We start from the raw sequence: 21,050 nt of genomic DNA on the forward strand, positions 1-21,050 counted from the left end.
GGGGCCTTGTCGAGTGAGGGGCTGACGAGAATCGAACTCGCATCATCTGTTTGGAAGACAGAGGCTTTACCACTAAGCTACAGCCCCGATGTCGGACCAGACGTGGTGGTCTGTCCCGACTCATCGATCATAGCGGACTGACGCGGGTGCTCGTGTCCGTTAGACTCGGTGGGGCTGAATCTGCAAGCGGATTCCCCGGGGCGTAGCTCAGCTTGGTAGAGCGCCCGCTTTGGGAGCGGGAGGTCGCAGGTTCAACTCCTGTCGCCCCGACATGGCTTCAACGGCCTGACAGCCGCGATTCAGCGCGGAAATCACAAGGAGAGCACACCAGAATGGCGAACAGCACCGTCGAGAAGCTGACCCCGACCCGGGTCAAGCTCAGCATCACGGTCACCCCCGACGACCTCAAGCCCAGCATCGCGCACGCCTACGAGCACATCGCTCAGGACGTGCAGATCCCCGGCTTCCGCAAGGGCAAGGTCCCCGCTCCGATCATCGACCAGCGCATCGGGCGCGGTGCGGTCATCGAGCACGCGGTCAACGAGGGCCTCGACAAGTTCTTCCGCGACGCGACCGTCGAGCACAAGCTCCGCGTCGTCGGACGTCCGGCCGCCGACATCACGCAGTGGCCGAACGAGAAGGACTTCTCCGGCGACCTGCTCGTCGACATCGAGGTGGACGTCCGTCCCGAGATCGAGATTCCGTCGTACGACGGCATCACGGTCACTGTCGACGCCGTCGAGGCTGACGAAGCGGCGCTCGACGCAGAGCTCGAGAACCTGCGCGCCCGTTTCGGCACGCTCGTTCCCGTCGACCGCCCGGCAGCGAAGGGTGACTTCGTCGAGCTCGACCTCGTCGCCACGATCGACGGCGCCGAGATCGACCGCGCAGAGGGTGTCTCTTACGAGGTCGGCTCCGGCGAGCTGCTCGAGGGCATCGACGACGCGATCGAGTCGCTCACCGCGGGCGAGGACACCACGTTCCGCTCGGCACTCGTGGGCGGCGACCACGCCGGCTCCGAGGCCGAGGTCGCCGTGACCGTCAAGGCCGTCAAGGAGCGCGAGCTTCCTGAGGCCGACGACGACTTCGCGCAGATCGCCAGCGAGTTCGACACGATCGCCGAGCTCCGTGCGAGCCTCGCCGAGCGCGTCTCGCAGCAGGGTGTCTTCGCACAGGGCTCCGCAGCGCGCGACAAGCTCGTCGAGACGCTGCTCGAGCAGATCGACATCCCCGTGCCGCCGAAGCTCATCGAGGACGAGGTGCACAACCACCTCGAGGGCGAGAACCGCCTCGAGGACGACGTGCACCGCGCCGAGGTGACCGAGGCCAGCGAGAAGCAGTTCCGCACGCAGGTGCTGCTCGACACGATCGCCGAGCAGGCCGACGTGCAGGTCTCGCAGGAGGAGCTCTCGCAGTACCTCATCCAGTCCGCATCGCAGTACGGCATGGCTCCGCAGGAGTTCGTCGAGGCTCTGCAGTCGTCCAACCAGCTTCCCGCGCTCGTCGGTGAGGTCGCCCGTAACAAGGCCCTCGCGATCGCGCTCGGCAAGGTCAAGGTCGTCGACACCAACGGCAAGCCGGTCGACCTGTCCGATTTCGTCGTGACCGACGACGAGGCCGAGGCTGAGTCCGACGCAGCTGCTGACGAGAAGCCGGCCAAGAAGGCTCCGGCTAAGAAGGCCGCTGCGAAGAAGGCTGACGACGCCGACGCCGCTGAGAAGCCGGCCGCGAAGAAGCCCGCTGCGAAGAAGGCTCCCGCGAAGAAGGCCGACGACGCCGACGCCGCTGAGAAGCCGGCCGCGAAGAAGCCCGCAGCGAAGAAGGCCCCGGCCAAGAAGGCTGCCGACAAGGCTGAGTGATCGAACACGATCTCGATGAGAGGGGCGGATGCTGCGGCATCCGCCCCTTTCTCGTGAAAGACGACACCCCGACAGTGAGGACACGATGAAGACCTGGGACGAACGCATCGATGAGGTGTGGGCTGACGCATCGGGTGACGAAGTCGGCGAAGAGACGATCGCGCGGATCGACGCGCTGGCTGCCGAGCGCGGGTTCGACGACGCGCGAGCGCAGTTCGAGCGTGCCGGCGCCAGGGACTCCGCCGGGCGTCCCGCCGAGGCCGTGGAGCTCTACAGGCATGCTCTCGCTCTCGGACTCGACGACGAGCACCGCCCGCAGTGCGTCATCCAGCTGGCGAGCTCGCTGCGCAACCTCGGCGCCTACGACGACGCTCTCGCCGTGATCCTCGCGGAACAGGAGCGATCTGCCGACGGCCCCTATCGCGACGCCGTCGCCACCGTGCATGCGCTGATCCTGGCGAGTTCGGGAAAGCCGTCGCAGGGACTCTCGGTAGCGCTGCTGGCACTCGTGCCGCACCTCCCGCGATACCACCGCTCGATGACCGCATACGCCCATGAGATCGCCGAACTCGACGGCTGATATGCCGACGGCGAACACGGCCTGAGCGCTGCGTTGTCGCCGGTAGATTCGAATCACTGAAACACGGAATCAGGAGCTGACATGGCTGCAGAACCCCTCCTCGCTACGAGCGTCTTCGACCGACTGTTGAAAGACCGCATCATCTGGCTGGGATCGGAGGTGCGCGACGACAATGCGAACGAGATCTGCGCGAAGATCCTCCTTCTCGCCGCAGAGGACTCCGAGAAGGACATCTACCTCTACATCAACTCGCCCGGCGGATCGATCACCGCGGGCATGGCGATCTACGACACGATGCAGTTCGTTCCGAACGACATCGTCACCGTGGGAATCGGCATGGCCGCATCGATGGGTCAGCTGCTGCTGACGGCAGGCACGAAGGGCAAGCGGTACATCACGCCCAACGCCCGCGTGCTGCTGCACCAGCCGCACGGTGGCTTCGGCGGCACGTCGAGCGACATCCAGACGCAGGCGCAGCTCATCACCTCGATGAAGAACCGCCTCGCCGAGATCACGGCGGCGCAGACCGGCAAGTCGGTCGAGCAGATCAACGCCGACGGTGACCGCGACCGCTGGTTCACCGCCGACGAGGCCCTCGAGTACGGCTTCGTCGACCACATCCGCGACTCGGCCACCGACGTCGTCGGTGGCGGCGGAACCGACCAGGACATCAAGTAACGGAAAGCGAAAGGACTCCCATGTACGCACCCACCTTCCGCTCTGCCGGCGACCTGCCCTCCAGCCGCTACGTGCTCCCGCAGTTCGAGGAGCGCACGGCTTATGGCTTCAAGCGCCAGGACCCCTATAACAAGCTGTTCGAAGATCGCGTGATCTTCCTCGGCGTCCAGGTCGACGACGCGTCGGCCGACGACGTGATGGCCCAGCTTCTCGTTCTCGAGAGCCAGGACTCCGAGCGTGACATCACGATGTACATCAACTCGCCCGGTGGGTCCTTCACCGCGATGACGGCGATCTACGACACGATGCAGTACGTCGCGCCGCAGATCCAGACCGTCGTGCTCGGCCAGGCGGCATCCGCTGCCTCCGTGCTGCTCGCGGCCGGCCACCCCGGCAAGCGTCTCGCTCTGCCCAACGCCCGTGTGCTGATGCACCAGCCGGCGATGGGTGAGGCCGGACACGGTCAGGCGTCCGACATCGAGATCCAGGCGGCGGAGATCCTCCGCATGCGCACCTGGCTCGAGGAGGCCATGGCCCGCCACACCGGCAAGCCGGTGGAGCAGGTCAACCGCGACATCGACCGCGACAAGATCCTGTCGGCCGCCGAGGCGCTGGACTACGGCCTCGTCGACCAGGTGCTCACGTCGCGCAAGCGCATGTAAGCATCTCGCTGCGAAAAGGACGTCGACCCCTCGGGGTCGGCGTCCTTTCGTCGTCTCCGGCGAATGTGCGACGACTGTGAGGCAAGATGCTCATATGAGCAGATTGATGCGCGAACGGGGATGCCGACGTAAACTGACAGCAGGAAGGAGGATGCCATGGAAGAAGAACTGATCATGGTCCGCGTCGCCGAGCTGTACTACGACGAGGACAAGACGCAGGACGAGATCGGCGCCCTCCTCAAACTCTCCCGCTGGAAGGTGGGCCGGCTTCTCACACAGGCCCGCGAGCGCGGGATCGTCCGGATCGAGATCGTGCACCCGCGTGCGCGTCGGCTCGGACTCGAGCGCCAGCTCGTCGAACGTCACGGGCTCACGGCCGCGGTGGTCGTTCCCTCTCCGGACGGCGATGATGGAACGCTCGAGCGCGTCGCTCAGGCCGCCGCCGACTATCTCACCGCGATGCGGCCCGTGCCGCGCACCCTCGGCGTCAGCTGGGGGCGCACGCTGCGTGCCGTGGCCGAATCGCTGCCGGACGGCTGGGCGACCGGAGTCACGGTCGTGCAGCTCAACGGGGGAGTGAGCCTCAACCGTCGTTCCGGCGGGGCGGCTGGCCTCGCCGTCACCATCGCCCAGCGGGCATCCGGACACGTCTCCCTCCTGCCGAGCCCGGCGATCCTCGAACGCGTCGAGACCAAACAGGCGATCGAAGCCGACCGCACCGTCGCGGCCGTTCTCGTCGAAGCGGCCGAAGCGCAGGCGTTCCTGTTCACCGCGGGCCCATGCGATGCGACTTCCGCGCACGTCGAGAACGGCTACCTGTCGGCATCCGATGTCGAGGAGCTCGCGCGTCGAGGTGCCGTGGGCGATGTGCTCGGCCGTTACATCGACGCCGACGGGAACATCGTCGACCCGCAGCTCGACGCCCGGACGGTCGGAGTCGACCTCGGACGCCTGCGTGCGGCGAAGCGCTCGATCTTCGTCACCGCCGGTGACGCCAAACATGACATCGCGCGCACAGTCGTCACCAGCGGACTGTGCAGCGTTCTGGTGACAGATGAGACCACAGCACGAGCATTGTTGGAGGAACGATGACGACCCAAGAACTCAGCCGCAGGACGGCGGTGGACGTTCTCGGCGGTGAGCCGGATGACGCCACGCTCCGCCGTTTCCTGCACGGACTCCCGGGCGTCGACGCCGTCGGCCTCGAGCAGCGAGCTGCCGGCCTCGGCACGCGGTCGATCAAGACGACGTCGAAGGCCTGGGCACTCGACACGATCATCAAGCTGATCGACCTGACCACGCTCGAGGGGTCGGACACCCCGGGCAAGGTGCGGTCACTGGTCGCGAAGGCCAAGAACCCGGATGCCGCCGATCCGTCGACCCCGAAGGTCGCCGCCGTGTGCGTGTACGGCGACATGGTGGGGGACGCGGTCGAGGCGCTGGGCGCGCTGCACGGTGACCCCGATGACGGCCTGATCTCGGTCGCGGCCGTCGCCACGGCTTTCCCGAGTGGTCGGTCGTCGCTGGCGATCAAGCTCGCCGACACGGCGGAAGCAGTCGCGGCAGGCGCCGACGAGATCGACATGGTGATCGACAGAGGAGCATTCCTCTCGGGTCGATACGGGCTCGTCTACGACCAGATCGCCCAGGTCAAGGAAGCCTGCCGTCGCGCCGACGGCTCGTCAGCCTCGCTCAAGGTGATCCTCGAGACCGGCGAGCTCAACACGTACGACAACATCAAGCGCGCCTCGTGGCTCGGCATCCTCGCCGGCGGCGACTTCATCAAGACGTCCACGGGCAAGGTGCAGCCGGCGGCGACGCTTCCGACCACTCTGCTCATGCTCGAGACGGTGCGCGACTGGCATCGCGGAACGGGCGAGCGCGTCGGCGTGAAGCCCGCCGGCGGCATCCGCGCATCCAAGGACGCGGTGAAGTATCTCGTCACGGTCGCCGAGACCGTGGGGGAGGAGTGGCTTCAGCCGCACCTCTTCCGCTTCGGTGCCTCGAGCCTGTTGAACGACGTGCTTCTGCAGCGTCAGAAGCTCACCACCGGCCACTACTCCGGCCCCGACTACGTCACGATCGACTAGGAGCCCCGCATATGTCATTCCTGGAATACGCTCCGGCCCCGGAGTCGAAGGCGGTCCTGAACCTCAAGGACAGCTACGGCCTGTTCATCGACGGAGAGTTCGTCGACGGCTCTGGCTCGAGCTTCGCGACGATCTCGCCGGCCGACGAGAGCCACATCGCCGAGATCGCCTCGGCGAACGACCACGACGTCGACCGTGCGGTCGCTGCCGCGCGTCGTGCCTACGAGAAGACCTGGTCGAAGATGAGCGGTCGCGATCGGGGCAAGTACCTGTTCCGCATCGCCCGTCTCGTGCAGGAGCGCGCTCGCGAGCTCGCCGTCGCCGAGAGCCTCGACAACGGCAAGCCGATCAAGGAGAGTCGTGATGTCGACGTTCCTCTGGTCGCATCCTGGTTCTTCTACTACGCAGGGTGGGCCGACAAGCTCGACTACGCCGGACTCGGCGCGAACCCGCGCGCCCTCGGCGTCGCCGGACAGATCATCCCGTGGAACTTCCCGCTGCTGATGCTCGCGTGGAAGCTCGCACCGGCTCTCGCCGCAGGGAACACCGTCGTGCTGAAGCCCGCGGAGACCACGCCGCTGACGGCGCTGATCTTCGCCGAGATCCTGCAGCAGGCCGACCTCCCCGCCGGCGTCGTCAACATCGTGACGGGTGCCGGTGCCACCGGTGCGGCTCTCGTGCGCCACCCCGACGTCGACAAGGTCGCGTTCACCGGTTCGACCGGTGTCGGACGCGACATCGCTCGGGCCGTCGCAGGAACCGACAAGAAGGTCACGCTCGAGCTGGGCGGCAAGGCGGCGAACATCGTGTTCGACGACGCGCCGATCGATCAGGCCATCGAGGGCATCGTCAACGGCATCTTCTTCAATCAGGGCCATGTCTGCTGCGCCGGAAGTCGCCTGCTCGTGCAGGAGTCGATCCACGACGAGGTCATCGACCGCCTGAAGAACCGTCTGTCGACGCTGCGCCTCGGCGATCCGCTCGACAAGAACACCGACATCGGTGCGATCAACTCGGCGGCCCAGCTCGCCCGCATCCGCGAGCTCAGCGACATCGGCGAGGCCGAGGGCGCAGAGCGCTGGACCGCGGACTGCGCGATCCCCGACAAGGGCTTCTGGTTCGCTCCGACGATCTTCACCGGCGTCGAGGCGTCGCACCGGATCGCCCGTGACGAGGTGTTCGGTCCGGTGCTCTCCGTGCTCACGTTCCGCACTCCGGCCGAGGCGATCGCGAAGGCGAACAACACCCCGTACGGTCTGTCCGCAGGTATCTGGTCGGACAAGGGATCGCGCATCCTCGCCGTGGCTGACCGCCTTCGGGCGGGCGTCATCTGGGCGAACACCTTCAACCGATTCGACCCGTCGAGCCCGTTCGGCGGATACAAGGAGTCCGGATACGGCCGCGAAGGCGGACGCCAGGGGCTCACCGCGTACCTGAAGGGAGCCGCAGCATGAGCAAGCGTCTGACCGTTCCGAAGACCTACAAGCTCGCCATCGGCGGGGCGTTCCCTCGCAGCGAGTCGGGGCGCACCTATGAGGTGCTCTCGGCCAAGGGCGCGTTCCTCGCGAACGCGGCACAGGGATCTCGCAAGGATGCACGGGACGCCGTCGTCGCAGCGCGTGCGGCAGTGAAGGGCTGGTCGGGTGCGACCGCGTACAACCGCGGTCAGGTGCTCTACCGGGTCGCCGAGGTGCTCGAAGGGCGCCGTGCGCAGTTCATCGACGAGATCGCAGCGCAGGAGGGTGTCTCGTCATCCGCTGCCGCCGCGCAGGTCGATGAGGCCATCGATCTCTGGGTCTGGTACGCCGGCTGGTGCGACAAGTACTCGCAGGTCGCGGGCAACGCCAACCCCGTGTCAGGGCCGTACTTCAACATCTCGGTGCCGGAGCCGACCGGCGTGGTCGCGATCGTCGCACCTCAGGACTCCGCCCTTCTCGGCCTCGTATCGGTGGTCGCCCCCGCACTGGTGGCAGGCAACACGGTGGTCGTGATCGCGAGCGAGCGGTTCCCGCTGTCCGCCATCAGCCTCGCCGAGGTGCTCGCCACAAGCGACGTGCCCGGAGGAGTCGTCAACGTGCTCACCGGGTCTCCGGCCGAGATGGCGCCGTGGCTCGCCTCGCATCAGGATGTCAACGCGCTCGACCTGGCAGGCGCCGGCGACCTCGAGTGGATCGACATGCAGATCGCCGCAGCCGAGACGCTCAAGCGAGTGCTGGCACCCGGCGCGGTCACCGCATCGCCCGAGCGCATCGGAGCCTTCACCGAGATCAAGACGGTCTGGCACACCAAGAGCATGGTCTGACGCGAGTCAGCAGTACGAGGCCCGTCATCTGCGAGAGCAGGCGGCGGGCCTCGATGCATGCAGGGCGATGCGGACTCGTGATGGGAGACCCCGCGCCAATGCGTCCCGGTGTCGGATGCAGAGGTTAGGCTCAGTAGACGATCTCAGGATCCCCCTAGGAGGACGCGCATGGCCCGTATCGGCGAAAGCGCTGACCTGTTCAAGTGCTCATTCTGCGGAAAGAGCCAGAAGCAGGTGCAGCAGCTCATCGCAGGACCCGGTGTGTACATCTGCGACGAGTGCGTCGAGCTGTGCAACGAGATCATCGAGGAGCGGATGGCGGAGTCCTCCGCTGACGGCACGGCGGACTTCGAACTGCCCAAGCCTCGTGAGATCTTCTCGTTCCTCGAGGAGTACGTCGTCGGGCAGGAGCCTGCGAAGAAGGCTCTCTCCGTCGCTGTGTACAACCACTACAAGCGCATCCGCGCGCACGGCACCCTGCAGACAGCCGAGCAGAAGGCCGAGAGCGTCGAGATCGCGAAGAGCAACATCCTGCTCATCGGCCCGACGGGTTGCGGCAAGACCTACCTGGCGCAGACGCTCGCGAAGCGACTGAACGTGCCCTTCGCCGTCGCAGACGCCACAGCGCTCACCGAAGCCGGGTATGTCGGCGAAGACGTCGAGAACATCCTGCTCAAGCTCATCCAGGCCGCCGACTACGACGTCAAGCGTGCAGAGCAGGGCATCATCTACATCGACGAGGTCGACAAGATCGCCCGCAAGGCCGAGAACCCGTCGATCACGCGTGACGTCTCGGGTGAGGGCGTGCAGCAGGCCCTCCTGAAGATCATCGAGGGCACCGTCGCGTCGGTTCCTCCTCAGGGCGGGCGCAAGCACCCCCACCAGGAGTTCCTGCAGATCGATACGTCGAACGTGCTGTTCATCGTCGCCGGTGCGTTCGCCGGCCTCGAGGACATCGTGTCGGCACGCGTCGGCAAGCACGGCATCGGCTTCGGCGCCCCACTGCACGACAAGGGCAAGGATCTCGACCTCTTCAGCGAGGTGCTTCCGGAAGACCTGCACAAGTTCGGCCTGATCCCCGAGTTCATCGGCCGTCTTCCTGTCGTCACCTCGGTCTCGCCGCTCGACCAGAGCGCGCTCATCGACATCCTCACGGGGCCGCGCAACGCGCTCGTCAAGCAGTACCAACGCATGTTCGAGCTCGACGGCGTTCAGCTCGAGTTCGAAGCAGAGGCGCTGCGCTCGATCGCCGACCTCGCCGTCGATCGCAAGACCGGCGCTCGCGGACTGCGCGCGATCCTCGAAGACGTGCTCGGTCCGATCATGTTCGAGATCCCCTCGGCAGACGACGTCGCGAAGGTCATCGTCACTCAGGCGGCCGTCGACGAGGGCGCTCCGCCGACGATCGTGATGGAGCGCAAGCGCAAGAGCGCGTGAGTCCCGCTCCGTCGCCCTGGCGGGTGGTCGGCAGCGAGACCGTCGTCTCTGATCGCTGGATCCGCGTGCGCGCGGACGACTGCCGTGATGCGAGCGATCACCGGATCGCGCCCTACTACGTGCTCGAGTACGGAGATTGGATCTCCGTCCTCGCCCTCGACGGCGATCACAACGCGATAGTCGTCGAAGAGTATCGTCACGGCGCGGGGACCGTCGCCATCGGTACGATCGGTGGAGGCGTGGAGGCTGGTGAATCGCCGCAAGCAGCGGCGGTCAGAGAGCTGCGCGAGGAGACCGGGTACGAGGCCGAGGAGATGCTCGATCTCGGAGCCACCTGGGCGAACTTCGGAAACCACACCAATCGGGTGCATCACTTCCTCGCCAGAGGCTGCGTGCGCGTCGCCGAGCAGTCGCTCGACGACAGCGAGGCGATCGCAGTGCACAGAGTGTCTCTCGACGGCCTCGGCGAGCAACTCGCGCAGAGCTACCACCAGCTCACCTGGTACAAGGCGATGGAGCGTCTCGACCGCTGACGTCAGGCGACGGCGCGCGGGGCGATCACGCCTCGAGGCCTCGGCGCTTCAAGAGCGGTGCGATCTCCGCATCCCGGCCGCGGAAGTCGCGGTAGGCGTCGAGCGGGTCCTTCGACCCGCCGACGCCGAGGAGACGTGAGCGGAACCGGTCGCCGTTCTCGCGCGTGAGCCCGCCGTTTTCGCGGAACCAGTCGACGGTGTCGGCGTCGAGCACCTCGCTCCAGATGTAGGAGTAGTAGCCGGCGCTGTATCCGCCCGAGAAGACGTGCGCGAAATAGGTCGACGAGTAGCGGGTCGGAACGACCGGATCGTCGAGTCCGATGTCGGCGAGGGCGGCCGCCTCGAACTCGGCCACGTCGTCGACGGAGGTCTTCGTGTCGATGCGGTGCCATGCCTGATCGAGCCACGCCGCGGCGAGATACTCGCTCGTCGCGTGGCCCTGATCGAACGTCTCCGTCGCGCGCAGCCGTTCGACGATCGCCGGATCGAGCGGCTCACCCGTCTCGTGGTGACGGGCGTAGTTGTCGAGCACCTCGGGCCAGAGGATCCACATCTCGTTCACCTGGCTCGGGAACTCCACGAAGTCGCGGAAGACGTTGGTGCCGGCGAAGTGCGGATACGTCACCACGGCGAAGAGGCCGTGCAGGGCGTGCCCGAACTCGTGGAACAGCGTCGTGACCTCGTCGAGCGTGAGCAGGGTCGGCTCGCCATCGCCGGGAAGCGGCACATTGAGGTTGTTGACCACGACGGGCAGAGTCCCGCGCAGGTGGGACTGGCTGACGATGGGGTTCATCCACGCGCCGCCGCGCTTCGAGTCGCGCGTGTAGAGGTCGAGCACATACAGGCCGACCGCGCTGCCGTCGGCATCGCTCACCTCGAACACACGCGCACCCGCGTGGTAGGCCTGCAGGTCGCGCCGCTCTGTGAAGGTCACGCCGTAGAGCTGTGTGGCAGCGAAGAACACGCCGTCCTGCAGCACCCGTTCGGCCTCGAACCACGGGCGCAGGGCGCTCGTGTCGATCGCGTAGCGGGCGGTGCGCACCTTCTCGGTGTAGAACGCCCAGTCGTGCGCCTCGACCGTGAAGGGTGCGGCCTCGGTCTCGTCGACGATCGCCTGCAGGGTCTCGCGCTCTGCGCGGGCGTTGCGCGCAGACGGGGCGGCGAGCTCGCGCAGCATCCGCTCCACGGCGGCAGGGGTGCCGGCCGTCTCATCTGCGGTGACATAGGCGGCATGCGAGGCGTAGCCCAGCAGTTCTGCGCGCTCGGCGCGCAGACGCACGATCTCTGCGAGCACCGGCCGGTTGTCGTTCGTGTTGGGGCGGGACGCCCGCGACCGTGAGGCCGCCATGATGCGGCGGCGCGACTCCCGGTCGCGGAGCTGAGCGAGATGCGGATGCCCGGTGAACAGCGGAAGCGAGATGACGAATCGCCCGTCGAGGCCTCGATCGGCCGCCGCACGAGCTGCGGCGGAGAGCTCGCCGCTGCTGAGGCCCTCGAGTTCGTCGGGGGAGTCGAACACCACCGCGAGATCGTTCGTGTCGTTGAGCAGGTTGCGCTCGAAGGTGTTGCTCAGCGTCGACAGCTGCTGGTTCAGCATGGTGAGTCGGCTCTTCGCGTCGTCGTCCAGGGCGGCGCCCGCGTGCGTCATCTCGCGATGGTGTCGCTCGACGAGGTACCGCTGCTCGTCGTCGAGTTCGAGATCGTCGAGGCGCGCGTACACCTGCTGCACGCGCCAGTACAGTGCTCCGTCGAGAGTGATGGCATCCTGATGCGCCGCCATGAGCGGAGCGAGCTGCTCGTCGATCTTCTGGATCTCGGGTGTCGCATCGGCCGATGTGACGGTGTAGAAAGTGTGCGCGACGCGGTCGAGCAGCTCTCCGGAGCGCTCCAGCGCCTCGATCGTGTTCTCGAAGGTGGGCATGGAGCGCACCATCGTGATCCGCGAGATCTCATGAAGGTGCTCGTCGAACGCGGCCTGGAACGCGGGCAGATAGTGCTCGGGCGTGATCGCCGCGAAGTCGGGGAGCCCGTAGGGGAGCGCAGACGGCTGAAGCAGAGGGTTCGAGGCGTCGGTCATCCTCTGAGCCTAGCCATCACCCGCTGCAGGGCCTCGACGACGAGGCGCACGGACTGCCGCCTCAGGTTCTCGGGTCTGGCGAGGACATCGATCATCCGGTGAGTGCTGACTCCCCGCAGCGGAAGCCGGACGATGTCACGGTCGTCGACCGTGCGGGACGTGTACCGCGGCAGCATGCCCAAGACCCCGCCCGCCGCTACGACTGCGGCGACCGCGCCGTAGTCGTTGATCCGGTGGCGGATCTCGACGGGACGTCCGGCCACGGCCGAGACCGCCCGCAGCACGTCGTCGGGCGAGTATCCGATGCGACTCGTGACCCAGGGGCTGTCGATGACATCGAAGGATGTCACCTGCGCGCGTGAGGCGAGAGTGTGGGAGGACGCGACGGCGACGTCGAGTGGTTCCCGCACGAGCGCCAGGCTGCGCACCCCATCCGTCGGCCAGGGCGGTGAATGCTCCATGCGGTGCGCGAGTACGAGGTCGTACCGGGCGGTGAGCGCGGGGAACTCGCTCTGAGCCACATCCTCGTCGGTGAGCTGCACGGTCGGTGGAGCGGGAAAACCGTCGAGTTCACGGATCAGCGACCCGAAGAGCGCCTGCCCGACGCTGTGGAATCCGCTGATCGTGACCACGCCGGCGCTGTCGTTCTCGAAGTCGTCCAGCGCGCTGCGCGCTGCTGCCATCGCGTCGATCGCCTCGGCGCCTGCTGTTGCGAGCGCCTGCCCGGCTGCGGTCAGGGTGAGGCGACGACCGTCCTTGCGGGTGAGCGGCGTGCGGAAGCTCCGCTGCAGGGCTGCGAGATGCTGTGATACCGCCGACGGAGTGACGTTGAGCGTCTCGGCGACGGCCGTGACGCTTCCCAGCGCGCCGAGCTCTCTCAGAATCTGCAGCTGATGGAGTTCCATCCCCTCAGATTAGTGTTCGCTACACAGTCCATGCAGAACTCGGCAATTGTTCTACATGGTCGAGTGCGATGTGATCGACACATGAAGGCACTGTTCAAAGCCGAACGCGCAGCCGGGCTCGAGCTCGTGGATCGTCCGGACCCCACCGCGGCGGCCGACGAAGTCGTGATCCGCGTGCTGCGCACGGGGATCTGCGGCACCGATCTGCACATTCGTCGCTGGGACGACTGGGCTGCGTCCGCCATCGATGCCCCGCTCATCCCCGGCCACGAGTTCTACGGGGAGGTCGTCGAGGTCGGGCCGCTCGTCCACGACATCGCTGTCGGTGATCGGGTGTCAGGCGAGGGGCACATCGTGTGCGGCACGTGCCGCAACTGTCGGGCAGGACGCCGCCAGATGTGCATCCGCACGGTCGGCCTCGGGCTGCAGCGCGACGGCGCCTTCGCCGAGTTCCTCGCCCTGCCCGCCGTGAACGTCTGGGTGCATCACGCCGACGTCGCGCCGGAGCTCGGCGCGATCTTCGATCCTCTCGGCAACGCCGTGCACACGGCGCTCACGTTCCCGCTCGTCGGCGAGGACGTGCTCGTCACAGGGTGCGGCCCGATCGGTCTCATGGCGATCGCCGTCGCTCGGCACGCCGGGGCCCGCTTCATCGCGGCGACGGATGTGAGCGCGCCTCGCCTCGAGATGGCACGTCTCATGGGCGCCGACGAGGTCGTCGACGTCTCCGTCCGCGAGATCCGTGATGCCCAGCAGGCACTCGGTCTGCGCGAGGGATTCGACATCGGCTTCGAGATGAGCGGAGCGGCGTCTGCCCTCCCGGCGATGATCGACAACATGAACCACGGCGGCCGGATAGCGATGCTCGGGCTGCCCAGCACCGGATTCGAGATCGATTGGGGCAAGCTCGTCACGCACATGCTCACCATCAAGGGCATCTACGGACGCGAGATGTTCGAGACGTGGAACGCGATGGGTGCGATGCTGCAGACGAGCGCGACTCTGCGCGACTCTATCGGACGGGTGATCGCGGATGTGATCCCCGCCAGGGATTGGGAACAGGGCTTTGCCGCGGCCGAGTCCGCCGGCACGGGAAAGATCATCCTCGATTGGACGGAGCTGTGATGTACGGGACATTCCAGAAGCATGTGGCTGACGAGCTCGCCGGGATCGAGGCGGCGGGGCTCACGAAGCACGAGCGCGGCATCCGCGGACCGCAGAGCGCCGAGATCACCGCCGACGGTGCGGAGGTGCTCAACTTCTGCGCGAACAACTACCTCGGTCTCGCCGATGACCCGCGGATCCTGAATGCTGCGACCGCGGCGTTGCAGGAGTGGGGCTACGGGCTCGCCAGCGTCCGCTTCATCTGCGGCACGCAGGAGCAGCACCTGGAGTTGGAGCGACGACTCGCCGGGTTCCTCGGTACCGAAGACTCGATCCTGTATTCGTCGTGCTTCGACGCTAACGGGGGAGTCTTCGAGACGCTCTTCAGCGCTGAGGACGCGATCATCTCGGACGAGCTCAACCACGCGTCGATCATCGACGGGATCCGACTCTCGAAGGCTCGTCGGCTCCGCTACCGCAACCGGGACATGGCGGATCTCGAGGCCCAGCTGCAGGCGGCATCCGATGCGCGCTTCCGGGTGATCGTCACCGACGGTGTCTTCTCGATGGACGGCTACATCGCGCCCCTCGCTGAGATCTGCGATCTCGCGGAACGCTACGACGCCCTGGTCTTCGTGGATGATTCTCACGCGGTCGGCTTCATCGGTGAGAACGGACGAGGCACTCCGGAACTCTGCGGAGTCGGCGCCCGTGTGGACATCTACACCGGGACGTTCGGCAAGGCGCTCGGAGGAGCATCCGGCGGGTATGTCGCGTCGCACGCCGACATCGTCGCGCTGCTGCGCCAGCGTTCGCGCCCGTACCTGTTCTCGAACACGCTCGCCCCCGCCATCGTGGCCGGCACTCTCACCGCGCTCGACCTCGTCGAGGGGTCGGCCGACCTTCGTGCGCGCCTGCGGGACAACGCGGCTCTGTTCCGCAGGCGCATGACGGAGGAGGGTTTCGACCTGCTGCCGGGGGAGCATCCGATCGTCCCGGTCATGTTCGGCGATGCCGGTCTCACGGCGCGCATCGCGACCGAGATGCAGGCGCAGGGGATCTTCGTGACGGCGTTCAGCTTTCCCGTCGTCCCCCGAGGGCTCGCGCGCATTCGAGTGCAGCTCTCGGCCGCGCACATGCCTGAGCAGATCGAGCGGTGCGTGGCGGCGTTCGTCACGTCGCGGGCTGCCGTGAGCTGACCTCTCACTGCACGCAGAGGATCCTTTGCAAATGTTTGCTTGCAAAGAATCCTTTGCAAGAGTATCTTCGCAGGTATGGAAGAAGAACAGCAGTTGCGGCGGCTCGACTCGGGGGCGCTGAAAGCCCTCGCTCACCCGTTGCGTGTGAGGATCTTCGATCTGCTCAGCGCGCACGGGCCGCAGACGGCGAGCTCGCTCGCCTCGATGCTGGGGGAGACCTCGGGGTCGACCAGCTACCACTTGCGCACGCTCTCCGCGCATGATCTGATCCACGAGGTCGAGGGGCGCGGCACGGCTCGAGAGCGGTGGTGGGAGCTGCCACAGGGGCGCATCGACATCCCCGGTCCGAGCCAGAGCATGTCGCCAGCCAACCGCGCCGCCGCTCAGATCGTCTCGTCCGAGTTCTTCCGCCTGCGTCACGAGACCCTGATGGCCTACGTGAACCGTCCGGACACGGAAGTGCCCGAGGGATGGAAGGACGCCGGCCTGATCGCCACGACGCTTCTCGAGATGACCCCCGCGCAGATGGAGGACCTCAAAGACGAGCTCATGGCCCTGATCGACGGAGCGGTCGAGCGCTATCGCGGCCAGACCGGGCCGGACGTGCGTCGCGTGTCGATGCGCACGGAGCTCTTCGACCTCGCAGCGTCGGGGCCGGTGCTCTCCGATGCCGCTGACGTGAACACGGAGGAATCATGACCAGCGCGACCATCCACCTCGTCGCCCCGACGCGTGCTGAGCGAAAGCTGCTCGGTCTCGCCGGACACCTCACGGCCTTCGTCGAGCATCGCATCGAACAGCGTGCGGAGAAGCGGACGCTCATGCTGGAGCTCCTGCGTCAGCAGCAGGCCGGGCCGCAGGATCCGCACGCGGCCGACCACATGCTCGCGCAGATGGGGATCTCGCGGCGCTGACCGTCTCGGGTGCACCGAAGCCCCCTGCCGCAGATGCGGACAGGGGGCTTCGTCGTCAGAGAGCGTTCAGTCCTCGAAGGGGCGGGCGACCACATCGCCGGAGCCGGTCTGCACGACCTCCCAGCCCGCATCGAGCTCTGCGATCGCGCGGCCCTCGAGCCAGGTGAGCGTCCAGTGTCCGGAGAGACCTCGCGATTCGACCTCGGCGATCGCCGGCCGGAGCGCAGCGGGAACGGATGCCGGTGGCTCGGAGCCGGTGGCCCACCGCGTGCCCAGCTGCATCAGGCGCCCTCGACCGGCGCGAGCTCGATCGCGGTGACCGCGAACTCGTCGGCCTCGGTGAACTCGAGGTCGGCGATGCGCCCCACGGCACGGAGGTCGTCGGCGGCAGCGCGGAGCGCCTCGAGCTTCGCGGCGGGGGCGGCGATCGCGGCACGGGAGACCGGAGTCTTCTGCGATGCCTTCGCCTCGGTCTTGGCGCGGCGGATGCCGATCAGTGCCTCGCTCGCGGCCGACAGCACAGCAGTGTCGCCTTCGATGCCGAGTGCTTCAGGCCACGCCGCGGTGTGCACCGATCCCTCTTCGAACCACGACCACACCTCTTCGGTCGCGAACGACAGGATCGGGGTGAGCAGGCGCAGCAGCGTCGACAGGGCGAGACGCAGCGCGAGAGCGGCGGACGCCTGGCCCACATCGTTCTGGTTGTAGGCGCGCTCCTTGACCAGCTCGAGGTAGTCGTCGCAGAAGGTCCAGAAGAACGCCTCGGTCACTTCGAGCGCCTTGGCCTGGTCGTAGTTCTCGAACGCCTTCGTCGCCTCCGCGATCACGGCATCCAGGCCGGTGAGCATCGACGCGTCGAGCGCATGGGTGACCTGAGCACCCTCGGGCACCGGGAACGACAGCACGAACTTCGCGGCGTTGAGCACCTTGATCGCCAGACGGCGACCGATCTTGACCTGCGTCGGGTTCTGCGGGTCGAAGGCGGCGTCCATGCCCAGGCGGCTCGATGCGGCCCAGTAGCGCACCGCATCCGATCCGTGGGTCTCGAGGATGTCTGCCGGAGTCACCACGTTGCCCTTGGACTTCGACATCTTCTTGCGGTCGGGGTCGACGATGAAGCCCGAGATCGCGGCGTTGCGCCACGGCGAGCGGGAGTCTTCGAGAGTCGAGCGCAGCATGGTCGAGAAGAGCCAGGTGCGGATGATGTCCTGACCCTGGGGGCGCAGGTCGAACGGTGCTGTGAGCTGCCACAGCTCGTCGTCGCGCTGCCATCCGCCGGCGAGCTGCGGGGTGAGCGACGAGGTCGCCCAGGTGTCGAGGATGTCGGCTTCGGCTTCGAACCCGCCGGCCGCACCGCGCTGATCTTCGGTGTAGCCCGCAGGGACGTCCGTCGTCGGGTCGATGGGAAGGCTCGCGTGGTCGGGAGCGATCACCCGGTCGAAGTCGCGCTCGCCGTTCTCGTCGAGTCCGTACCAGAGCGGGATCGGCACGCCGAAGAACCTCTGGCGCGACACGAGCCAGTCGCCGGTCAGGCCGCCGACCCAATTCTCGTAGCGGACGCGCATGAAGTCCGGGTGCCAGGCCAGCTGCGTGCCGCGCTCGAGAAGCTCGTCGCGCAGCTTCGCGTCACGCGCACCGTTGCGGATGTACCACTGGCGGGTCGAGACGATCTCGAGCGGGCGGTCACCCTTCTCGAAGAACTTCACGGCGTGGTTGAACGGCTTGCCGACGGCCGTCATGTCGCCGGTCTCCTGCAGCTTCTCGACGATGGCCTTGCGGGCCGAGAACACCGTCTTGCCGGCGAGCTCGGCCGCGTACCAGTCGATGGCCTCGGCGTCGGCCACGATCGACGGGGCTGCGGGGAGGAAACGGCCGTCGAGACCGATCGTCGTCATGTTCGGGAGGTGGTCGCCCGCAGCCGTGCGCAGCTCGCGCCACCAGATGATGTCGGTCACGTCGCCGAACGTGCAGACCATCGCGGCACCGGTGCCCTTGTCGGGCTGCGCGAGGTGGTGGCCGTGGATCTCGATCTCGGCGCCGAAGAAGGGCGTGCGCACCTTCGTGCCGATCAGGTGCTTGTGCGGACCCTCGGGGTGGGTCACGATCGCGATGCACGCGGGCAGCAGCTCGGGGCGGGTGGTCTCGATCGTGATCGAGCCGGAACCGTCGGCGAACGGGAAATCGATGGTGTGATAAGCGGCCTGCTGGTCGCGATCCTCGAGCTCGGCCTGCGCGATCGCCGAGCGGAAGTCGATGTCCCACAGCGTCGGCGCGAGCGACTGGTATGCCTCGCCGCGCTCGAGGTTGCGCAGGAACGCGAGCTGGCTCTGGCGGATCGTGTCATCCGAGATCGTGCGGTACGTCTGGGTCCAGTCGACCGAGAGCCCGAGCTGGCGGAAGAGCGCCTCGAACTGCTTCTCGTCTTCGATCGTCAGACGCTCGCAGAGCTCGATGAAGTTGCGGCGGCTGATCGGCACCTGGTCGGCGGCGCGGCTGGACTTGTTGTCGCCGCCCTCGAACGGCGGCGTGAAGTCATCCTGATAGGGAAGGGAAGGGTCGCAGCGCACGCCGTAGTAGTTCTGCACCCGACGCTCGGTGGGAAGGCCGTTGTCGTCCCAGCCCATCGGATAGAACACGTTCTTGCCGCGCATGCGCTCGAAGCGCGCCTTGATGTCGGTGTGCGTGTACGAGAACACGTGGCCGATGTGCAGGCTGCCGGACGCGGTCGGCGGGGGAGTGTCGATCGAGAAGACGCCGTCACGCCCCGACTCTGCGGCGCGGATGCGGTCGAACAGATACGTGCCCTGTGCAGACCAGGTCTCACCCCACTTCGCTTCGAGACCTTCGAGTACGGGCTTGTCGGGAATGGCAGACATGAAGGTTCTCCTCGAGCGATGTATGCGGCACTGTGTGAGCGTGCCTGAGTGTGGATTGTGTGCCACAGTCTAATCGCCCTCGACGTCGACGCCCTCGTCGCCGGGGAGGATCTAGAATTGGATCGAGTCCAAGAACTGATGCATCCGCGTCATCTCCCGCATTCCCTCCCGAGGAACAGCATGCCTATCTCCCTCCTGCGCCGCGCGATCCCGCTCGGCGCGACCGTCGCCGTGAGCGCACTCCTGCTCAGCTCCTGCGCCGCGCCCTCATCCGAGTCCGACGGCGGTGAGCTCGTCTGGTCGATCGAGGGTGCGAACCTCTCGGCGGGGCACATGGATCCGCAGGTGAGCCAGCTCGACGTCTCGGGCATGGTCCAGCGCGCGGTGCTCGACTCGCTGGTGTTCCAGGAGGACGACGGCTCCTTCACGCCATGGCTCGCGACCTCGTGGGAGATCTCCGACGACAGCACCGAGTACACGTTCGAACTCCGAGACGACGTCACCTTCACCGACGGCGAGCCGTTCGACGCCGAGGCGGTCAAGGCGAACTTCGATCGCATCGTCGATCCCGAGACGAAGTCCGCGCAGGCCGCCAGCATGATGGGTGCCGACTTCTACGAGGGCACCGAGGTCGTCGACGAGCACACGGTGAAGGTGAGCTTCACCCAGCCGTACGCGCCGTTCCTGCAGGCGGCCAGCACACCGCAGCTCGGCTTCTACTCGCCGGCCGCGCTGGAGGAGTCCGACGGCCAGCTCAAGGCCGGCGGTCCGGGGATCACCGTGGGAACCGGCCCGTTCGAGCTGACCGAGTACACGCCCGATCAGGAGATCGTCTACACGCGCAACGACGACTACGCCTGGGGTCCGCACGGCGAGAAGGCTCCGCAGGTCGAGACGCTGCGCGTCGAGATCCAGCCGGAGGCGTCGGTCCGTACCGGAGTCATCGAGAGCGGCGAAGCGGATCTGGCGAGCAACATCCCCCCGAACCTCGCCGGAGAGCTGAGCGAGGGCATCACTGTCGACTCGATCGAGTACCCGGGGCTGCCGTACTCGCTGTACCTCAACGAGAAGTACGGAGTCTTTGCCGATGAGAAGGTGCGCCAGGCGTTCGCTCTGGGCATCGACGTGGACGCGGCCGTCGAGGAGATCTTCTTCGGACAGTTCCCCCGCGCCTGGAGCGTGCTCGGCTCCACGACGCCCGGGTACGACGCCTCCCTGGAGGGCGCTCGGCCGTTCGACGCGGACGCGGCGAACACGCTGCTCGATGAGGCGGGGTGGACCGAGCGCGACTCCGACGGCATCCGCATGAAGGACGGCGCACGTCTCTCCGCCCGCTGGATCGCGTGGACCCCGGTTCCCGACGACCGTGCGGCTCTCGCGAATGCGATCCAGTCGGACCTCAAGACGATCGGCTTCGAGGTCGTTCGCGAAACGCTCGAGCCCGGTGCCTACAACGAGCAGTACGAGCCGAAGACCTTCGACCTGACCGACTGGGGATTCTCGGGGGTCGACCCCGACTTCCTCCGTGCACACCTGCACACCGAGGGATTCCAGAACGCTTCGCAGGTCACGGACCCCGAGATCGATGCGCTGCTCGAGCAGGCGGTCGCCTCGAGCGATCAGGATCAGCGCAACGACATCTACACCCAGCTGCAGGAGTGGAACGCCGATTACACGGCGATCGTGCCTCTGTACAGCCCGTCGGCGATCACGGCCGTCGGCGAGCGGGTGGACGGGCTCACCTACGACCTCTACGGCCGGCCGCTGTTCTATGACGTGAGCGTCGGCTGACGCCCGAACCGTCGAGCGCCCCTCCCGTGAGCACTGCGATATC

Annotated in this window: 19 protein-coding genes and 2 tRNA genes; 16 read left to right on the top strand and 5 right to left on the bottom strand. The window is 66.9% G+C overall.

Annotated features, from left to right (window positions below):
• Window positions 1–16: 16 nt before the first annotated feature.
• Window positions 17–87: transfer RNA gene (locus tag RQG82_RS11845), tRNA-Gly, on the bottom strand.
• A 109-nt stretch (window positions 88–196) separates the two neighbouring features.
• Between RQG82_RS11845 and RQG82_RS11850 the strand changes: the two genes are divergently transcribed.
• The 11 genes from RQG82_RS11850 (at window position 197) to RQG82_RS11900 (ending at window position 10,141) form a co-directional block, all read left to right on the top strand.
• Window positions 197–270 (top strand) — tRNA-Pro (locus RQG82_RS11850).
• 62 nt (window positions 271–332) lie between these two features.
• Window positions 333–1,859 carry a trigger factor gene (tig, locus tag RQG82_RS11855; protein ID WP_311259279.1) on the top strand — a complete coding sequence of 509 codons (1,527 nt, stop codon included), beginning with the start codon at window positions 333–335 and terminating at the stop codon, window positions 1,857–1,859.
• Between the two features lie 85 nt (window positions 1,860–1,944).
• Window positions 1,945–2,439 carry a tetratricopeptide repeat protein gene (locus RQG82_RS11860; RefSeq protein WP_311259280.1) on the top strand — a complete coding sequence of 165 codons (495 nt, stop codon included), beginning with the start codon at window positions 1,945–1,947 and terminating at the stop codon, window positions 2,437–2,439.
• A gap of 81 nt (window positions 2,440–2,520) precedes the next feature.
• Complete coding sequence (locus RQG82_RS11865) at window positions 2,521–3,117, top strand: ATP-dependent Clp protease proteolytic subunit (RefSeq protein WP_056516636.1); 597 nt, start codon at window positions 2,521–2,523, stop codon at window positions 3,115–3,117.
• A 20-nt stretch (window positions 3,118–3,137) separates the two neighbouring features.
• Window positions 3,138–3,779 carry an ATP-dependent Clp protease proteolytic subunit gene (locus tag RQG82_RS11870; RefSeq protein ID WP_311259281.1) on the top strand — a complete coding sequence of 214 codons (642 nt, stop codon included), beginning with the start codon at window positions 3,138–3,140 and terminating at the stop codon, window positions 3,777–3,779.
• Between the two features lie 156 nt (window positions 3,780–3,935).
• Complete coding sequence (locus RQG82_RS11875; RefSeq protein ID WP_140037391.1) at window positions 3,936–4,871, top strand: sugar-binding transcriptional regulator; 936 nt, start codon at window positions 3,936–3,938, stop codon at window positions 4,869–4,871.
• Entirely contained in the window at window positions 4,868–5,869 is a 1,002-nt protein-coding gene (gene deoC / locus RQG82_RS11880; protein ID WP_311259282.1) for a deoxyribose-phosphate aldolase, read from the top strand. Before RQG82_RS11875 ends, deoC begins: the two co-directional genes overlap by 4 nt.
• Window positions 5,870–5,880: 11 nt before the next feature.
• A complete protein-coding gene (locus RQG82_RS11885; protein WP_311259283.1) occupies window positions 5,881–7,323 on the top strand; it encodes an aldehyde dehydrogenase family protein in 1,443 nt (480 codons plus the stop codon).
• Window positions 7,320–8,171 (top strand): aldehyde dehydrogenase family protein, encoded by an 852-nt coding sequence (locus RQG82_RS11890; RefSeq protein WP_311259284.1) that lies wholly within the window; start codon window positions 7,320–7,322, stop codon window positions 8,169–8,171. Before RQG82_RS11885 ends, RQG82_RS11890 begins: the two co-directional genes overlap by 4 nt.
• A 168-nt stretch (window positions 8,172–8,339) precedes the next feature.
• The gene (gene clpX / locus RQG82_RS11895; RefSeq protein WP_311259285.1) at window positions 8,340–9,608 is read left to right on the top strand and encodes an ATP-dependent Clp protease ATP-binding subunit ClpX; all 1,269 of its coding nucleotides are present in this window, start codon (window positions 8,340–8,342) and stop codon (window positions 9,606–9,608) included.
• On the top strand, window positions 9,605–10,141 hold the full coding sequence (locus RQG82_RS11900; RefSeq protein WP_311259286.1) for an NUDIX hydrolase: 537 nt from the start codon (window positions 9,605–9,607) through the stop codon (window positions 10,139–10,141). The genes clpX and RQG82_RS11900 overlap by 4 nt, the downstream gene beginning before the upstream one ends.
• 25 nt (window positions 10,142–10,166) lie before the next feature.
• On the opposite strand, the gene RQG82_RS11905 is transcribed toward RQG82_RS11900, so the two are convergent.
• Together RQG82_RS11905 and RQG82_RS11910 are read right to left on the bottom strand one after the other, a co-directional pair.
• Window positions 10,167–12,218: a M3 family metallopeptidase gene (locus RQG82_RS11905; protein WP_311259287.1), complete on the bottom strand. Its 2,052-nt coding sequence runs from the start codon at window positions 12,216–12,218 to the stop codon at window positions 10,167–10,169.
• Window positions 12,215–13,123 (bottom strand): LysR family transcriptional regulator, encoded by a 909-nt coding sequence (locus RQG82_RS11910; protein WP_311259288.1) that lies wholly within the window; start codon window positions 13,121–13,123, stop codon window positions 12,215–12,217. Before RQG82_RS11910 ends, RQG82_RS11905 begins: the two co-directional genes overlap by 4 nt.
• A gap of 81 nt (window positions 13,124–13,204) precedes the next feature.
• Between RQG82_RS11910 and tdh the strand changes: the two genes are divergently transcribed.
• From tdh to RQG82_RS11930, 4 genes are all read left to right on the top strand, one after another.
• Window positions 13,205–14,248 (top strand): L-threonine 3-dehydrogenase, encoded by a 1,044-nt coding sequence (gene tdh / locus RQG82_RS11915; protein ID WP_311259289.1) that lies wholly within the window; start codon window positions 13,205–13,207, stop codon window positions 14,246–14,248.
• The gene (locus RQG82_RS11920; protein ID WP_311259290.1) at window positions 14,248–15,426 is read left to right on the top strand and encodes a glycine C-acetyltransferase; all 1,179 of its coding nucleotides are present in this window, start codon (window positions 14,248–14,250) and stop codon (window positions 15,424–15,426) included. The genes tdh and RQG82_RS11920 overlap by 1 nt, the downstream gene beginning before the upstream one ends.
• 75 nt (window positions 15,427–15,501) lie before the next feature.
• Window positions 15,502–16,125 carry a helix-turn-helix domain-containing protein gene (locus RQG82_RS11925; protein WP_311259291.1) on the top strand — a complete coding sequence of 208 codons (624 nt, stop codon included), beginning with the start codon at window positions 15,502–15,504 and terminating at the stop codon, window positions 16,123–16,125.
• A complete protein-coding gene (locus tag RQG82_RS11930) occupies window positions 16,122–16,340 on the top strand; it encodes a hypothetical protein (protein ID WP_311259292.1) in 219 nt (72 codons plus the stop codon). The genes RQG82_RS11925 and RQG82_RS11930 overlap by 4 nt, the downstream gene beginning before the upstream one ends.
• A 66-nt stretch (window positions 16,341–16,406) precedes the next feature.
• Here the strand turns inward: RQG82_RS11930 and RQG82_RS11935 are convergent, their stop codons facing one another.
• Together RQG82_RS11935 and valS are read right to left on the bottom strand one after the other, a co-directional pair.
• Complete coding sequence (locus RQG82_RS11935; protein WP_311259293.1) at window positions 16,407–16,622, bottom strand: hypothetical protein; 216 nt, start codon at window positions 16,620–16,622, stop codon at window positions 16,407–16,409.
• Window positions 16,622–19,216, bottom strand: a complete 2,595-nt coding sequence (valS, locus tag RQG82_RS11940) for a valine--tRNA ligase (protein ID WP_311259294.1) — start codon at window positions 19,214–19,216, stop codon at window positions 16,622–16,624. Before valS ends, RQG82_RS11935 begins: the two co-directional genes overlap by 1 nt.
• Before the next feature lie 180 nt (window positions 19,217–19,396).
• Between valS and RQG82_RS11945 the strand changes: the two genes are divergently transcribed.
• Entirely contained in the window at window positions 19,397–21,007 is a 1,611-nt protein-coding gene (locus RQG82_RS11945; RefSeq protein ID WP_311259295.1) for an ABC transporter substrate-binding protein, read from the top strand.
• Window positions 21,008–21,050 lie beyond the last annotated feature (43 nt).

This window comes from Microbacterium sp. WCS2018Hpa-9 (assembly GCF_031843745.1).
GTDB lineage: Bacteria > Actinomycetota > Actinomycetes > Actinomycetales > Microbacteriaceae > Microbacterium.

Excerpts from the sequence above, each read along its gene's own strand:
- RQG82_RS11875 (WP_140037391.1), top strand. The coding sequence starts at position 3,936 with ATGGAAGAAGAACTGATCATGGTCCGCGTCGCCGAGCTGTACTACGAC.
- RQG82_RS11930 (WP_311259292.1), top strand. The coding sequence starts at position 16,122 with ATGACCAGCGCGACCATCCACCTCGTCGCCCCGACGCGTGCTGAGCGA.
- RQG82_RS11935 (WP_311259293.1), bottom strand. The coding sequence starts at position 16,622 with ATGCAGCTGGGCACGCGGTGGGCCACCGGCTCCGAGCCACCGGCATCC.
- RQG82_RS11910 (WP_311259288.1), bottom strand. The coding sequence starts at position 13,123 with ATGGAACTCCATCAGCTGCAGATTCTGAGAGAGCTCGGCGCGCTGGGA.
- RQG82_RS11905 (WP_311259287.1), bottom strand. The coding sequence starts at position 12,218 with ATGACCGACGCCTCGAACCCTCTGCTTCAGCCGTCTGCGCTCCCCTAC.
- RQG82_RS11925 (WP_311259291.1), top strand. The coding sequence starts at position 15,502 with ATGGAAGAAGAACAGCAGTTGCGGCGGCTCGACTCGGGGGCGCTGAAA.
- RQG82_RS11885 (WP_311259283.1), top strand. The coding sequence starts at position 5,881 with ATGTCATTCCTGGAATACGCTCCGGCCCCGGAGTCGAAGGCGGTCCTG.
- tdh (WP_311259289.1), top strand. The coding sequence starts at position 13,205 with ATGAAGGCACTGTTCAAAGCCGAACGCGCAGCCGGGCTCGAGCTCGTG.
- RQG82_RS11920 (WP_311259290.1), top strand. The coding sequence starts at position 14,248 with ATGTACGGGACATTCCAGAAGCATGTGGCTGACGAGCTCGCCGGGATC.
- RQG82_RS11870 (WP_311259281.1), top strand. The coding sequence starts at position 3,138 with ATGTACGCACCCACCTTCCGCTCTGCCGGCGACCTGCCCTCCAGCCGC.
- RQG82_RS11890 (WP_311259284.1), top strand. The coding sequence starts at position 7,320 with ATGAGCAAGCGTCTGACCGTTCCGAAGACCTACAAGCTCGCCATCGGC.
- deoC (WP_311259282.1), top strand. The coding sequence starts at position 4,868 with ATGACGACCCAAGAACTCAGCCGCAGGACGGCGGTGGACGTTCTCGGC.
- RQG82_RS11945 (WP_311259295.1), top strand. The coding sequence starts at position 19,397 with ATGCCTATCTCCCTCCTGCGCCGCGCGATCCCGCTCGGCGCGACCGTC.
- tig (WP_311259279.1), top strand. The coding sequence starts at position 333 with ATGGCGAACAGCACCGTCGAGAAGCTGACCCCGACCCGGGTCAAGCTC.
- clpX (WP_311259285.1), top strand. The coding sequence starts at position 8,340 with ATGGCCCGTATCGGCGAAAGCGCTGACCTGTTCAAGTGCTCATTCTGC.
- RQG82_RS11860 (WP_311259280.1), top strand. The coding sequence starts at position 1,945 with ATGAAGACCTGGGACGAACGCATCGATGAGGTGTGGGCTGACGCATCG.
- RQG82_RS11865 (WP_056516636.1), top strand. The coding sequence starts at position 2,521 with ATGGCTGCAGAACCCCTCCTCGCTACGAGCGTCTTCGACCGACTGTTG.
- valS (WP_311259294.1), bottom strand. The coding sequence starts at position 19,216 with ATGTCTGCCATTCCCGACAAGCCCGTACTCGAAGGTCTCGAAGCGAAG.